Annotated in this window: 10 protein-coding genes; 2 read left to right on the top strand and 8 right to left on the bottom strand. The window is 41.0% G+C overall.

Features of this window, described 5'->3' with window-relative positions:
• Positions 1-9 precede the first annotated feature (9 nt).
• The 7 genes from H6G18_RS16440 to scyA all read right to left on the bottom strand — a co-directional run bounded on the left by H6G18_RS16440 (position 10) and on the right by scyA (position 9,259).
• Positions 10-762, bottom strand: coding sequence for an EboA family metabolite traffic protein (locus H6G18_RS16440; RefSeq protein WP_190408175.1), 753 nt, complete (start codon positions 760-762; stop codon positions 10-12).
• Between the two features lie 115 nt (positions 763-877).
• Positions 878-2,044, bottom strand: a complete 1,167-nt coding sequence (gene scyF, locus H6G18_RS16435) for a scytonemin biosynthesis PEP-CTERM protein ScyF (protein WP_190408198.1) — start codon at positions 2,042-2,044, stop codon at positions 878-880.
• Between the two features lie 102 nt (positions 2,045-2,146).
• A complete protein-coding gene (locus H6G18_RS16430; RefSeq protein WP_190408174.1) occupies positions 2,147-3,505 on the bottom strand; it encodes a ScyD/ScyE family protein in 1,359 nt (452 codons plus the stop codon).
• Positions 3,506-3,587: 82 nt separating this feature from the next.
• Positions 3,588-4,853, bottom strand: coding sequence for a ScyD/ScyE family protein (locus H6G18_RS16425; protein WP_190408173.1), 1,266 nt, complete (start codon positions 4,851-4,853; stop codon positions 3,588-3,590).
• A gap of 80 nt (positions 4,854-4,933) precedes the next feature.
• Positions 4,934-5,917, bottom strand: a complete 984-nt coding sequence (gene scyC / locus H6G18_RS16420; RefSeq protein WP_190408172.1) for a scytonemin biosynthesis cyclase/decarboxylase ScyC — start codon at positions 5,915-5,917, stop codon at positions 4,934-4,936.
• Positions 5,918-5,953: 36 nt separating this feature from the next.
• Positions 5,954-7,015 carry a tryptophan dehydrogenase ScyB gene (scyB, locus tag H6G18_RS16415; protein WP_190408171.1) on the bottom strand — a complete coding sequence of 354 codons (1,062 nt, stop codon included), beginning with the start codon at positions 7,013-7,015 and terminating at the stop codon, positions 5,954-5,956.
• A 351-nt stretch (positions 7,016-7,366) separates the two neighbouring features.
• Complete coding sequence (gene scyA, locus H6G18_RS16410; protein ID WP_190408170.1) at positions 7,367-9,259, bottom strand: scytonemin biosynthesis protein ScyA; 1,893 nt, start codon at positions 9,257-9,259, stop codon at positions 7,367-7,369.
• Positions 9,260-10,229: 970 nt separating this feature from the next.
• On the opposite strand from scyA, the gene H6G18_RS16405 reads away from it, so the two are divergent.
• Together H6G18_RS16405 and H6G18_RS16400 are read left to right on the top strand one after the other, a co-directional pair.
• Positions 10,230-12,143 (top strand): scytonemin biosynthesis sensor histidine kinase, encoded by a 1,914-nt coding sequence (locus H6G18_RS16405; protein WP_190408169.1) that lies wholly within the window; start codon positions 10,230-10,232, stop codon positions 12,141-12,143.
• A gap of 136 nt (positions 12,144-12,279) precedes the next feature.
• Entirely contained in the window at positions 12,280-13,110 is an 831-nt protein-coding gene (locus H6G18_RS16400) for a response regulator transcription factor (RefSeq protein ID WP_190408168.1), read from the top strand.
• A gap of 9 nt (positions 13,111-13,119) precedes the next feature.
• Here H6G18_RS16400 and H6G18_RS16395 read toward each other — a convergent pair whose 3' ends face one another.
• Complete coding sequence (locus tag H6G18_RS16395) at positions 13,120-15,840, bottom strand: zinc-dependent metalloprotease (protein ID WP_190408167.1); 2,721 nt, start codon at positions 15,838-15,840, stop codon at positions 13,120-13,122.
• Positions 15,841-16,344: the final 504 nt, after the last annotated feature.

Raw genomic sequence — 16,344 nt, 5'->3', positions numbered from 1 at the left:
ATGTAGGTTTCAAGATCCCACTGATTGTGAACTGCGAACTGCGAACTGCGAATTGCGAATTGGTTTGACACACTCCACCAATTGCCAAAGTTCAGACGAAACTGGACGGTTGGCGCTCTGGCGTTCCTGAGCATAATCAACTAACATCCTCGCTAACTCACCGTTAGCACGCACATCTAAACCCTGAATTAAATGCAGAGGACTACCCACAAACAACGCTTTCAATACCATCTGATTCCATGCCAAAGTATCAAAATATTGTGCTGGATAGGGATTACGTAAGGCCACAGCGTTAAATACTGCTGTCATATTGCTACGCACACCTTCCGCCGCCCGTTTTTGCCATCGTTCTGGGTAAGCTAATAGAGGTAAGGCTTGATAAAGTGCAACTAATTCGCTAACATCTGCCGATGTGAATACTTGCTCTAAAGTGTGTAAATATTTTTCTGTATCATCTTGTGGCAATGCTAAAACTAATATTGTCCGTGCAGCTTGCTCTAAACTCCAATGACCAGGAAACCAACCTGTATGTAGTGCTGAAGCTGCTTTCAAATCCTCTAGTGTTAGTTGCAATTGGTCTTTAGTCACATAACGAGACACCATACTAAACGCAGTGAAAAATTCTCGTCCAGTGACACTATTTTTAATCTGTTCCTTCTTTTCATCAAGCCAGATAATAGTTTTGTTATCTACTACTTGTGAAATCCAGTAACGTAATAAACTACTAATACTAGTTGTTTTTATAGTAATTAAAGCAGACATAATTTTAATTTTCACCTATTTACTTACCTCTGTGGTTAAATCAATTTTTAAACCACAGAGACACAAAGAAATAATCTTGATAAGTCTAGATAGCAGACTTTTGTAATCGCTTATCTCAACTAATGCTTGACTTGCGCTGTCTATTTTTTCGTAATTTTGTAGCAGTAAAACCCAATCCTAGTAAGCCTAAGCCCAACATTGAGGTAGGCTCAGGTACTTGAGTTCTGCCTTCTACCGCTAACACTTGAACACGACCTTGGAAGAAATCGCCTACATACACTTTGCCATCATCGTAATGTAACCCAGCAGACCAGTTAAATCTGCCTGGTGTTAAATCAATAGGAGTACCATAAGGAGTAGTTCCGCCAAGTGCTGGAGGTGTAGGTGGTGGGACAATTTCACCAGCCGCATTGCGGGTTGGTTCGCCAAAGGTAGTTAGAAAGTTACCGTTTTTATCAAATACTTGCACACGGCTATTTTGAGAATCCGCGACATAGATATTTTCGTATTCGTCTACATCAATACCGATTGGTTCTCTAAACTGACCGGGTGCAGAGCCTGTAGAACCAAAGGCAAATAAGAAATTACCATCTGGGTCTAAAACTTGAACGCGACCATTGTATTGGTCATTAACGTAAATTCTGCCAGTGTTGTCAGAGATGATTAAGCCTCCAGGCCCGGAAAATTGCCCATCTCCACTTCCAGGACTGCCAATAGTTCTGATTTCTACCCCATCTGGGTTATATACCTTGATGATATCTGCACTAAAGTCAGTTACATACAAATTACCAGCTTTATCGAAATCCATTCCTCCAGGGCCGAAGAATAATCTATCCTCTACAGCCCCACTAAATGAACCATAGGATGTCTTAAAATTACCTTCGGCATCGAAAACGTTAATCCGACTGTTGAAAACATCACCCACGTGTAAGTCGCCTGTGATGGGATTAAATCTTAGGTCTGCTGGCTCGTCGAACTGTCCAGGGCCATTACCTGTGCTACCAATTGCTCTGAGGAAGTTACCTTGACTATCGAATACATCTACACGATCAATACCACGACCGTTACTAATAAAAATATTCTTAGTAGAGTCTTGTACACCTATACCTTGGGGAACCGCCAGTGTTCCTGGAACACCGGGAAAGTCACCGTTCATAAAAGTAGCAGGTCTACCAATACTAGTTTCATATTTTAAGGTGACAGCTTTGGCTTCACTCACAGCTGCTAGTGTCATCAATCCAGCACCCACAAGTGTGATTGACAATTTTTTGGGTAGTGTGATCACAATTAAGCTCCGGGATTTAATGTAATTTGGTTAGATTCATACAGGTTTTTCATAAGGATGAGGGAGATGAGAAATAAATTCTCACTCCCTAGTCCCTACTTATTTTGTTGTGACAACAACTAACTCTCTACTACGTTTGCGCTTCTTCAACATTGAAGATGCACCCAACGCCGCAGCCGTTAATGAACCTAGTACAGTTGTAGGTTCGGGAACAGATGTGACATTGACTCGCACGACTTCTCCTGATGGGCCGACACCACGTTTTGTGATGTAAATTGTGTTGTCAGGACTAACAGTGATACCTGTAGATGATTCTAGTCCTGCGCCTGCTGCGACTAAAGTTGTCCGAGTTCCATTAGGAGATACTTGAATTAACGAACCAGGTAATTGACTTAAGTCTCTACCTTTCCACTCAGCCTCATCACTGAATTGTAAGACTAACAAATTGCCATTGTGATCAAATGTGAGGTCGGTGATGTGTGTAAATCCTTCGGCAAAGACTTCTATTTCATCATTCTCATTCAGGCGGAAAATCCTGGCTTGACCTTCTGGATAAGGGAAACCAGTATATTCACCAAAATAAATCCTACCATCGGGGCCAAGTGCAATCCCTGTGGGTACTGATTGCAGTTCGATAAATTCTGGTGGTGGGCCATCAGGTATGACACCAGGGGGTAGGTCTGGTGAGAGGGGTGGATATTCAGGATTGCTTACTAGTTGTGTGGGTACGGGGAGGGCTTTAACTCCACTACCATCAAGGTTTACACCATAAATAACGTTACCACCACCATCAGCTATATAAGCAGTATTACCTCTAATTGCTAAAGCATAGGGGTTGGTAATGACATCGCCACCGTCGGGATTATTGAATAGTTCATATTCCCCAAAATCAAAGATTTCTGTTAATTCCTGGGTGTTCAGGTCGGCTTTGTATAATTTAGCCAACGAGGGAGTATCTAATACTTGGTCGGCAGGAACTAAAGGTGCAATGAAGTTTTGCAAGGGTGGGAAGGTCACATTAGTTGCTACAGCATTTAGTTCTCTATCCCGGTTTCCGGGATTACCAGCATATCCAGCTAAAAGATAGGCATTACCAAAGGCATCGAATTTCAGATCCTGAGGCCCAGCACCTTGTTGTTGAGATGGTTGTAATGCTAGTGAATCAAAACCATCGAATATGCGGCTTTGCTGACCATTGGGAGTAATCCTGGTAACTGAACCTGTTTTTCCTGCACAGATTAACTGACCAGCTGTACTGGGAGAACCTTGGCAATTCCCGGTTCCACCAAGTCCTGTTTCTCCCACGTAAATATTACCGTCAGGGCCGAAGGTAATACCCCGTGCATTATTCAGTCCGGTGGCGATTGTTGTTAGGCTTGCTGCTTCTGCTGTGTTTGTTGTGGAAACAGTTGCAATGCTAACAGTAAGCAGTGTTAGAGCGAATAGCTTGAATTTCATACTTGATTAAGAATGAGAGTTAGTAATTGGTGGAAAGATTAATAGTTTGGATTGGGTGTTTGTGGGAGAAGACAACGCGATTTCAAGGCTTTTGGCTGAGACCAACTCTGTTTGTTGACTTTCGTAGCCAAGCAACGCCAAAAGCACCGAGTAGGAACACACTTAAAGCAGAATTAGGTTCAGGAACAGACTGGGAATTATCAACTCTGATGATTTGTCCTTGTCCTGGGCGATCGCTCCGATTTGTGATGTAGATTGCCCCATCAGCGCCAATTGTCAAAGCATTGGGTGACTCCAGTCCATTACCACTGAGGATGGTGGTACGAGTACCATCGGCAGCAATTTTGATTAATGAACCATCGAAGTTGCCTTTCCAAGCTGACTGATTGGCGTACTGCAAGGCATACAAGTTACCAGCGCTATCAAATTCCAAGTCTGTTAACTGAGTAAAGCCTTCTGCATAGATTGTTGTTTCCCCATCAGTACCAACTCGATAAATTTTGGCTCCAGCTTCAGGGAAGGGAAAACCAGTAAATTGACTAACGTAGTAAGCACCATCAGGGCCTCTAACAATACTCGAAGGGACTACTTGAATAGGCAATTGTGATGGTGGTGGTGCTGTGGGAGTTGGTACTTGCCCTGGTTCAGTGGATGGAGTACCAGAGGGTGGGAAAACTGGATTGGTTAATATTTCTTGGGGAAAGACGGACAGTGTTTGTAAATTAGTGCCATTGGTTTGCACACTCAGCAAGTTGTTTGCACCTGCGTCTACAGCAATAAGGCGATCGCCATCAATAAAAAAGCCCAAGGGATTGCTATTGATATCGCCACCATCAGGGTTATTGACAAGCTCGTAGTTAGCTAAATCGGCAATACTCGTCCATGAGTTGGTTTGAAAGTCGGGAGCAATGATTTTGCCTAAGTCAATGTTGCCAAGATTGTTACGAAAGGTGGGATCAGCCCCATATCCCAGCAAAATATAAGGCTTACCTATCGCATCAAATTGGATGTCTCGCGCTCCACCAGCACCAGTACCATCAGCTAGGGCGATGGAAGGTAGTCCAGTAAGTACAGGTGATGTCACACCATTCTCAATTCTCAGGACTGTACTACTTGTGCCGTAGCACAGAGAACCACCTTGACCAGTAACTGAGGGAATACAAGCTCCATTACCTCCGGTTCCTGCTTCGGTCACATATAACGCACCATCAGGGCCGAAGCTCAAACCTCTGGCATTATTCAAACCATCTGCCACTACAGAAAAAGATGCAGCTTCGGCAGCTTTAATTCCTGAAAAAGCGGCAACACAAAAAGTAAATAAAGTAATAGTTAGTTGTTTGAGTTTCATGTGTTGCAATCTTGTCTCTATCTCGTTTGTAGTGAGTGCTTTAGCGCTCAATTCAGCACTGAAGTGCTTACTACAAACTTTTAACGAGTGTTAGCTACTAACTCTTGCGCTTGAGTTTTATGTACTGGTACATAGCTCATACCTCTGTCGAAGGATTTGAGATTACCTGCTTTGGCTTCTAAGAAGCGTTTGATATTCATGCTCTCAGCGCCGAAGTCTTCTATCTGGAGTTTGCCGTGGGCAAATTGTTCACCATTTTTCCAGAAGGTAATCCGATGAAGAATGAAACCAGAAGCATCAGGGTCTGCAAATGAATAAGCTGCGGGAATCATCAAGGCTACAGAACGTTGATAGAAGTCGTGTTCTGGATAAAAGTATTCTTGTTCCAGTAGGTAATATTTGCTCAGACTATGAACCCGTGCTGAAATTTTGACTTTCTGATCATACTCGTCCAAAAATTCACCAGACTGACCGCTAACTTCACCCATTGGTCTGACTAAATGCGCCCACTCATCAATATTTTTAACTTCTTTTAAGTACTCAACTCCGAGTTCGACTGGAGCATCAACATAGATAGTATCGGTATCAATAAAGTAGCGTCCTTTTGCTGCTGTAGTCCGACCAAGTTTCCGTTCTAGATTAGCTTTAAGAGAGCGACACTCGGAAGTATGTACTGTATGAATACCTTGCATAATCATTGGTGTTTGTCGCCCAGGATCAACAAAACTCAACCAATGAAAGTACACGCCTTCTTCGTCTGTTCCCGGCTCTATATAGTTTGGCGGAAATAGTAACACGGGGTACACTTGGAAGTATTTATTGTACTCAAATCCGCAGTGCCATTCAATGCCATAGAATAGGGGATTTTCGAGTTTTTTAACGTGATAATATAAATTTCTTTGATAGCCGGATGCGGTTCCTACCCAAGTATCTTCGTCAATTTTCTCCTGCATTCGACTGAACAATGTCCAGTCATCTAAGTTTTTTAAACTGCAAAGATACTCAAATGCTGTTTCCGGGGATGTCGCAATATAAGCTGAAGTTGCAAATGTATTTGTTTCCACTAGTCGCTCCTCAAATTAATAGTTAATTGCTCAGTATTAAGCAGCAATTAGTTGATTTTTACTGATTCTCGCCTTCATGATTCGTTCATCTGCCAGGCGTTTAGAAGCATCATTAGTCGTAATGCTTTGTTGTTGAGCAATATCGAAAATTGCTAATAATGTGTCGTAAATATTATTGACTTGCTTGAAGGCTGTATCTTCTTCATAGCCAATCATTTCGTTATAGACGTTGATGATGCCGCCAGCATTGATTACATAATCAGGACAATAGAGGATATCTTTTTCTACTAATCTTTGACCATGCAGACGCTCATTATCTAACTGGTTATTGGCAGCACCAGCAATAATTTTAGCTTGCAGTTGGGGAATTGTTTGACTGTTGATAATTCCTCCCATAGCACAGGGAGAAAATATATCTACATTTTGTGAGTAAATTTCATCTGGCTCTACTACTGTAGCACCAAAAAGATTTTTTATTTCTGCTGTTTTTTCAGGACTAAAGTCAGCAACTATAAGCTTGATGCCATGTTCATGTAAGTGTCGGCAAAGGTTCTTACCAACATTTCCTAAACCTTGAACGGCAACTGTCATACCTTCAAGATTTTTAGTTTGCCAACGAAATTCTACAGCAGCTTTAATCCCTAAAAATACGCCTAAAGCTGTGATGGGAGCAGGCCCACCAGATTTTTCTTCTACACCAACTACATAATTAGTTTCTTGTTTAATTATGCGGACATCTTGTGGAGTGATATTCACATCTTGTCCGGTAATAAATCTACCTTTGAGACTTTCCACAAAGCGTCCATAAGCTCTTAACATTTCGTCGGTTTTATCTTCAGGGTTAGCAATAATAACTGCTTTGCCTCCGCCGGCGGGAATGTTAGCGCAAGCTGCTTTATAGGTCATTCCCCGACTCAAACGCAGAGCATCTTTTAAGGCTGCTTCTTCGTTCACGTAAGGATAGAGTCTGGTGGCTCCCATTGCTGGCCCTAAGCTGGTATCATGGATGGCAATAATTGCTCTGATGTCTGGATTTTTTCCATGACAATAGAGTATTTGCTCATGTCCCATTTCTCTAACAGTTTCAAATAGCTGCATTTTAGGTTCTCAATCTTGATTTTGGTTTGGTTAGAGTAAGTAATTTTTCCAAGGATGGGCTATGAAGGAAGTAGAAGGGCAAAGTTAACTAAGAAATTGGGAGAATGTGAAGAAAATTTGCAAAAAAATTAGCTAACTTTGCCACTCTGTATAATTAGATTGTTCAGAAATTAAAAGCTTAATGTTTACTGGCAAATAGGCTTTAATGTTTCTGATTTCGTTTTTTAGTTTTTGGTATGAAGAGAGAAGCTAATCTCTTCACACCATATTCCTAATAGGGAGTTATTTTTTCCTGTGGTGGTTTCCGACCCACTGTAGGTCATCACTTCAAACATCCTCTTAGAGATAAAATCACACCAAAGGGAAAGAAACGTGCTTGGCACCTGTTGATTTGCCATTACCATTGCCATTCCCATTTGATTTAACTCCTTGGGCTGCCAAACTTTTATTCCGTGCGCCAGAAGGGGCGGGGCGATCAGCGTCGATTACGACATCGACGACAAAGGGAACTTGTGAGGCGATCGCCTGTTCTAAAGCCGCCTCTAAATCAGACTCTCTCAAAACTCCAATACCTTCTGCGCCCATCCCACGAGCAATCATGGCAAAATTGGCTGGGGGAATCTCTGCATCTGCACCTTTCAAACCCAACACTTTCATGCCTTGGTAGCACATATTGTATCGGGCATCGTTGAGAACAATCCAAATCGCCGGAATCTTATATTTCACGGCTGTGCTGATTTCGTTATTCATCAGCATTGCACCATCGCCCACAATCGCCACAGCTTTACCATTCCGCGCTTGGGCTGCACCCACAACACCTGTTGCAGCGTGACCCATTGCGCCAACTCCAGTACTGACTCGATAACGATTCGGTTCAGTGAATCGCAGACAATGAGTAGACCATGTAAATGAGTTACCACACTCCGCCAAAACTACTGCGTCACTACCTTCGACAATAATTTTTTGAATTGCTGCCATCAATACTTCCGGACGTACTGGATAGTCTGGGGCGGCTACAATTGGTTCGAGTTGGGGACGAGGTAAGGAGAGAATACTAGAACGAGGAGTTTCTGGAAGATGTTGCAAAAGCTCTTGTAAATAAGTCTTGATGTCAGACTGAATTGAGAAGGTGTTGGCATGGGGATAAGCCACACCTGGGACTTCGGGATCAATATCTACGTGGACAAAACCTTTTGCGGGAACCATTGTCTGACTCCAGAAGGAAGTAGGCTCTCCTAAGCGGGTTCCTAATACAAGGGTACGGGCTGGTGCTTGCGCTTCCATATAGGTGATGACAGAAGCATCACCACCCAAACCCGTAACACCAACGAACTGAGGATGATCTTCAGGAAATATGCCCTTACCACGGGGTGAACAAATAACGGCTGCGCCAGTTTTTTGTGCCAGTTGACGAATTTCTTCGGCAGCATGACGCGCACCAAAACCAACCCAGATGGCGAAAGGTTCAGAAAATAATAACTCTGCTGATTTGGCTACCTTTTCTTTTCGCGCAGTCACCCGATAAGCCGCTACATCTAATTGAGGCCAGGATATACCCTCAACAAGACTTGTCTGTACACCTGTAGGAATGCTCAAGTGGGCGACAAAACCACCTGGTTGAGCTAAACCCAAGGCCAATTTGCGGAAAATTTGCGGGAGTTGGGCTGCTGATTCTACGGTGATAGCGTAGTTGAACAATGCGCCAGGGGTGAACATTCCCCCACTGGGTAGGGTGTAGCTGCTGGTTTCTTGAATTGCCCAGCGTCCACGTTGGGGTGCTGAGGTACAAGCCGACAGCAGAATCACTTTTGCTCCTTCACCACGAGCAGCGAATAAGCCTGTGAGGGCGTTGGTTATACCTGGCCCGGCTGTAGTAAATACTACAGTGGGGTGATTATTAACAAAATGTGCTTCAACGGCAGCAAACGCGGCTCCTGCTTCGTGGCGAAAGTTCAGCACTTCCATTGTGCTGTTCGATAGCGCATTCCACAAACTAGCCATTGCACCACCTGCCACACCAAAGGCACTGGATACTCCCAAGTTAACCAACATCTGGACAATGGCATCGGCAACCGAGAGTGTAGGATTATTACCGTTGGGTGAAAACGCTTGGATTTCTATGTCGTTCAACTCACGGGAATCGTGGGACAAAGATTCTATATGTTGGCTACCGTCTGATGGTAATTCTTTATACAGCTCACCACTAATGAGCTGAGAGTTGGAATCAGTATATTTTTGAGTCATTGCTTTCACTTAATTCCAGAAACTTGCACAAGGCTCCTTAGGCTACACTTAGCCATGCGGTGAAATCTAACGTAAAGAAACTTGTAGCTTATGATATTGGCAAGGCTGAGCTGAGACAGTAGTAGAGGTTATGGTGCAGCTTTATAGCCCAGTAGAAAAAAATTTTTAAAAAACAAGTCGGTACTTATGGAAACCAGAGTACGGGAAATTAATACTTGTTCGCAATGAAAAATCTTTTGATTACAGTTACCAATTCTTTCGCATTCGTCTGAATAACTATATTTCACGGAAAATCAAGCAGATTCTCTGGATGTCTTGCGCTATTTGTTAAGTTATGTCACATTAAAATTAAGAAAACAATTCTTTACTTGTGACTATAAAGCACAAATTGATATGGTTGATCAACCGTAGCACTCCTAATCTTTTTTGATGTAAATCGAACTTGTTGTGTTGGTGCTATTCCATAGGAAAGGTTAACTTCTGTTGATGAAAATAGTAAATCTCAATAAACTAAACTATTTAGATTACATCCGTAAATTATCAGTACTCCAACTATGACTATTACTACAATAATGTTCACGTATTCATCCTGTCTCCAAGCAGACTACGTGTCTTTTGTCTCACCACAGATATTTCATCAGAAGTGACTGAGTAATATATGCAAATCATTAAAAAAATAAAACCTATGTCTTATGATAGATAGACTTTTAAAGATATGAAAAACAGTGAATATCAATGTATTTCTAACGACAGATGAATCAACTGATACATCCATATTAAATTCCTGAGTGGAGAATTTAAGAATAATTAAGAGATTTCATTAATTAGTAAAAACTCGTCAATTTAAACGAAATATAATCAATCGGTACATATAAGCGCATAGTTGATTTCTAAAAATACTCAATAAGGAGTCAAATTTTGATCATGCAAATATGTCAGTACAAAAGATATTTTGGAGTTCTAGCGCAGAATGAACATACAATCAGAATTAGAGTTTAAGTTCGCTGATTTTCTTATAAATAATGCCGTAGAAGCAGCCTTCTGCTTGGGAGAAAATTGGCAATTTCTCTACGTTAATGATGCAACTTGTCGCATGACTGAATATTCTCGTGAAGAGTTACTGGCAATGTGCTTGCAAGGCGTAGATATAGATTTTACTATTCATAATTGGGCTGAAATTAGACTACAGGATTCTTGCACATTTAAAACTCGATATCGTGCCAAGGGTGGTAGAACATTTTTGGTGGAAATGTCTCTGACTTTTCTAGAAGACCAAGGAAGAAGATTTAGTTGTGTTTTTGTGCGAGAAAAGAGTAATGAAATAGTAGAATTAAGTGTACAAAAGTGGATTAACGAATTAAGAGATGCTAACAACAATCTGCAACAGCAAGTTTCTGAATTGAAGAAAAAAGAAGTTAATTTAGAAACGTCTCTCTCTTTACTTAGTTCGACTCTCGAATCTACTGCAATTGGTATTGTTTCTATTAACTTTGACGGCGATATTCTCAGCTATAATCAAAAATTTTCTGAGATGTGGAAGATTCCACAGCATCTGATATTATCCAAGAAATGCCCTCGCTGTAAAGATTTTTTTGCAAGTCAAATAAAAGATCCAGAAACTTTTAATAGATTGATTTGGGAAATTTCTAGCATATCTAATATCGAGAGCTACGATATTTTAGAATTAAAAGATGGTAGGGTTTTTGCTCACTATTCTCAACCACAATGGCTGGGAGAAAAGATAATTGGCAGAGTCTGGAGTATTTGGGATATTACTGAATCCAAGCAGACGGAAGAAGCATTACGCTTGAATGAAGCGAGGTTTCGGGCTTTGGCTGAAACTAGCGATGCTAGCACTTTTTTGATACAAGGTACACAGTTTTGTTATGTTAATCCCGCAGTAGAGTTACTTACAGGCTACACCAAAGCAGAACTTCTAAATGGCTTTGATATTCGGCGGCTAATTAAAAATAGAAAAGGTAGGCATATACGTAATTCAGCTACAGCCACTAACTTTGAGTATCAAGAAATAAATATTCTGAATAAAAATGGTACAGAACGCTGGTTAGCTTGTGCAGTCACAATGCTTGATAGCACAATTGATTTTCAAGGTAAACCAGTGGAGATGATTACAGCTATTGATATCACCGATTATAAACAAGCAGAATTAGAGCTTAACCAAGCTTTAGATCAAGCAAGACACCTCGGTGAATTAAGAGCAAGTTTCCTCTCTATGGTGTGCCATCAATTCCGCAATCCATTAAATATTGTTTCCTTTTCAAATAACTTACTCAAACGATATCTTGATGCACAAACAGAGGAGACAATACAACCATTACTCGATCAAGTTCAATTATCCATTGAACAACTCAACCAGATGTTGGATGATATGTTGTTCTTTGCAAAGGCAGAAGCCGCAAAAATCAAGGTTGAACCAAGCCGATTTGAATTAGTTGAGTTCTGTCATGATTTAGTTGCACAAATGCAGATGACTAATGTGCAGAATATTATCTATTTTATTAGTCAAACTAACTACATCAAGGTCTGCATGGATAAGAATATATTAGATTCGATTCTGAAGAATTTGCTAGATAACGCAATTAAATACTCTCCCTTAGGGAGTATGGTTGAATTCAAGCTACTCTGTAACAATAAAAAGGTGATTTTTCAGGTTAAAGATAGTGGAATTGGAATTTCCATGTCAGACCAACAACGACTGTTTGAACCATTTTACCGAGGTAATAATGTTGATAATATTCCGGGTACTGGACTAGGGCTGTCAATTGTTAAAACCCTTGTAGATTTACATGGTGGTCAAGTTGCGGTAGAGAGTAAAATTGGTGTAGGTACTACATTTACTGTCATGCTGCCATACAGTATTTAAAAAATCTATTTGCTCCAATTTATAAATGTCAAATTTTTGTAACTTAACATTTATGAAATGGAACGAAGTAACTCTGCTTGATGCTGAATGCAGAGATTGGTAATGACTCTTTATCCAAAATATTCACTGAAAAATAATGCAAGAATCACTAAGCACAATTCTGGTCATTGAAGATGATGCAGTTACCCGTAATCTCTACTTAAAGGGACTGAAAGTTGAAGGATTCGAGGCAATAGGTGCTGAAAATGGTGTGATGGGTATTCAAAAAGCGCAGGAACATTTACCTGATATAGTTATTTGCGATATTATGATGCCTCAGATGGATGGTTATAGTGTTCTATCTACACTGCGCCAAGATCCTTTAACAACAGGTATTCCCTTCATTTTTTTGACTGCTAGCGATACTAGGGGAGATGTTCGCAAAGGTATGGAACTAGGAGCTGATGATTATATTACTAAACCATCTACTCTGGATGAACTACTAAAAGCGATCGCCACTCGGTTACGAAAGCAAGCATCTCTGCAAAACTGGTGCAATACTCTCCTCCAGAGAACCCCAAAACCAGCCTCTACACTCAATACTGTACCAACAATTCCTACAGATTCTCAGTCGATTTTTCCTTCCGTCCCCCAATTAAAAGAAGTTTTCGACTTCATCGAAGCTTATTTTCATCAAGGAATTACTTTGTGCGATGTAGCGGCGGCTGTTGGCTACTCTCCTGCTTATTTGACTAATCGCGTAGCCAAGCAAACAGGAGAAACTATCAATAACTGGATTGTTAAACGTCGGATGGCAGAAGCTCGTTGTTTACTACAAAATAGCGATGAAACAGTAGAACAAATTTCTAAATTATTGGGTTATCAACACGTTTGTCATTTTTCCCGCCAATTTCGCCAACATCACGGTCTACCTCCCCACGCTTGGCGGTTGTGTTCTAAAAAGAAAGAGGAATTAGTAAAAGTTTAATGGATTCCCCTAATTGGAAACTAACTGTGCATTCAATACTTTTGTGATGCGATCGCTAGAAAATTGTAAGTGAGCTAAGGTATAAATATCAGCTTGTTTACCCAATTCTTTCAGCTGGGTATCAATAGCGTTTTGCAGTTGGCGTAATTCATACCAAGCTAGTGTGCGTCCATCTTCCGGTATATCAACATTATTCAAGACCATTTCTAGCAAAATATCTAGATATTCTCGTTGCAATGAACGGCGGATGCTAGAAATTGGCTTTGGTTCTGCTGCGGTGAAAACTTCTGTCCAGATGCCTTTTTGTAAGGTGTCGAATAAGTCTGGTATGGAAAGGGCTTGCTCAGATGGGGTTTTGAGTTCTATATCTTGTAAATGGTGGAGACGTTCACTATCTAAGAGCGATCGCAATATAGTTCTTTGAAAACTCAAAACACGTTCGTGAATAGGATAATCAAGACGGTTGTTGGGTACATAACTTCCCCAATGTTGCCAACGTGAGGGAGCCAGTTGATTGAGTAATTTTGGTGAGAAACTGAAAGCATCCTCAGCAAAAACATACTCTTGTAACTCTGCTAATGCCTGACGTTGTTTGGCAAGTGGAACTGGGACAAATGCCCAAGAACTATCATCACTGACGTGAGTACGGCGAAAGGATTGTCCGCCAATATATTTAGAAAGTAAAGCGGCGTTACGAAAATAATATTTGAGAACCTTATCAAATAAAACGCGCAAATGACTATAGCTTTCTCCTTGGGGCAGATAATGTTCATCAAGGCGTTGCCACATCACACGGGCATTATCCATTTGCCATTGGGAATAAACCAGCACATCACTACTCATATCCCAGACATTTGCCAGAGGATTGAGATCCCAGATATCTTCATCAGTTGCGTAAGATAATTCTGGTTGGGGTGATGCTAAAGCAATCTGCTGTAAAAAAATTTTTTCTACTTCCGGTGTCATTACCTCATCTACTGCATGAAGACTGTTTTTATAACCATACTCAATTGCCCATTCATCATAGGGGCCAATCACTCTGGGAAAATAATCCCCTTGCTGTACTCCCTGGGGTGCTATGTTCACCGGTAGATAATCCATCACCGAACCAACTAAACCTTTGGTACGAGTCATTTCTGTGTTATTTAGCTCTTGGGGAGCTAACATGGTGCTACCGTGGAAATTGTGACGCAAACCCAGAGTATGTCCAACTTCGTGGGCGATCAGATAACGCAAGTATTGATGGACATATTCTTGCATCGCCTCACTACTAGGTTGAGTATTTTGCAAAAGTGACAACGCCAACGCTCCCATAGCTGCTTGCTCAGAAGTATTGTGGCTATAGCAAAGTTCAGAAAAGTAGGGATGGGGCGAAAAAATCCGCTTAATATCTCCTTCCCCCCTGTTGCCTCCTGCCCCCTGTCTCTTCCTCTCCTGCCTCCTGCACATATTACCCAGCGATGAATTATCCTCCATCAAAGCGCGGTATTCATGCTGAACTGACAGCACCATGTTGGCATCGATAATAATATCTGCGTCTAAGATTTCGCCGGTGAGGGGGTTAACACGGACAGGCCCTTTAGCAAAACCTGCATCTAGAGAATTGAACCAGCGTATTGTATTGTAACGGACATCAGCTGGTTGCCAGTCAGCATCATCCGGCATTTGTCGCACTTCAATGGCGTTTTCAAACCCTGCTTTGGCAAATGCTTGGTTCCACATCAGTACCCCTTCCCGAATCGCCTGACGATAGGACTGGGGTACAGCATTTTCAATCCAAAACACTATCGGCTGTTTGGGTGGAGATAAGGGTGCGTTAGGATCAGATGGTTCCAGATGCCAACGATTGATATAACGTACAAAGGGTTCTTCAGTATTGTGAGAGAAGTCTTGAAAAGCAGTAATAAAATATCCTACTCGGTCATCGGCTAATCTAGGAATATAGCTGTTGTTTCCTTGGAGTTGGGAAAAACTGTAGTGTACCTTGAGGGTGAGCGCTCGGCTATCGGGTAAGGTAACTAAATCTGCGCCTTCTGGTGATGAAAAACCATAAATTGCATCAATCTCTAAATTTTCCGGCAAGCTGTTGACATCGCTAAAAGAGGATTTGCTTCTTTCTAGGTGGTAGTCAGCCTGTAAAGAGTATTTTAGTAGAGGAGTTAAGCCGGGAAAATCCTGCATCAGCAAGTCGTCCAAGTTGACGAGAATACTTTTGCTACGTGGATCAATACTGTTTATTGGTAATGAATAAAGAACTGAGTCGCTAAATGAACGAGCAAGCGATCGCTGTTCTGCTTGACTTGCTGCTGTACGAAATTTAACATTACGCACTACAAAGTGTAAATTATTATTGACTCGCTGGAAATAGAAAAGGTAATCAGCCAGGGGCGAGCCGCTATAGATACCGCTTTCCCCAATACCCGATTCTAATGTCACTGTTGCTAAGTAGTTTTTATTTAATTGTTCTGGTTTAATTTCTAAAAAAACTTCCCCCAAATTTTCCTGGCTATAAAGATTAAAAAGCCCCTGTAGCTTTTTTGTTCCTTTGACTAGCTGACGAAATTGCCAGAAATCTTCTTGTGGCTTCTCACCAAAATTATTTTCAGCAACAGCTAAGTTTTCCACTACGGGGAGTGTATTTAGTGGTTCGGCTCTTGCATGATGAGAAATCAGTAATAAATTACATAAAAATACTGTAAATATGACTAATTTAGTTATCCAGTATTTCATCCTTTCGTTTTATGCCTGAAGCGGTTATTTTGTGGAAAATGCCAATAGAAAAACCGACACTACTAAACCAAAAGTAGTGTGTGGTTTCATTGCCATGAGAGTTGTTTTATAGTTTTTCATTTATAAGATAAAATTTACCATTTAGCAATATTTACCTCTAAAGATAGATAAGCTATCAAACTAGAGATAGATGTTTTTGAACTATATCTGCATTGCTGGTTAAAAAAAGTAGTCAATGCTACGCTGTTGCAAGGATGGGAGTCAGCGATCGCTTTCTGTTCAGACTAGCGGACAAAAGTTAGTAAAATTTATCACTGGCATATTGATGTAAGCCTTTGTTGAGATAATAGTTTCATTATAATACCTCAGTATTTACTTAAAAGTTTAAAATTTTTTATACTTTGCACATACAAAAGCAAAAGCTGCTTAATTAGAGGAAACTATTGATAAAAAACCCAACCCACAGGGAGATATATTTTTGTCAGCAATCATTGGTAAAACAAC

The sequence above is a fragment of the Anabaena subtropica FACHB-260 genome (assembly GCF_014697105.1).
GTDB classification, from domain to species: domain Bacteria; phylum Cyanobacteriota; class Cyanobacteriia; order Cyanobacteriales; family Nostocaceae; genus Trichormus; species Trichormus subtropicus.
Note: the sequence above shows the minus strand (reverse complement) of the source record. Positions and strands in the feature narration are given on the sequence as shown.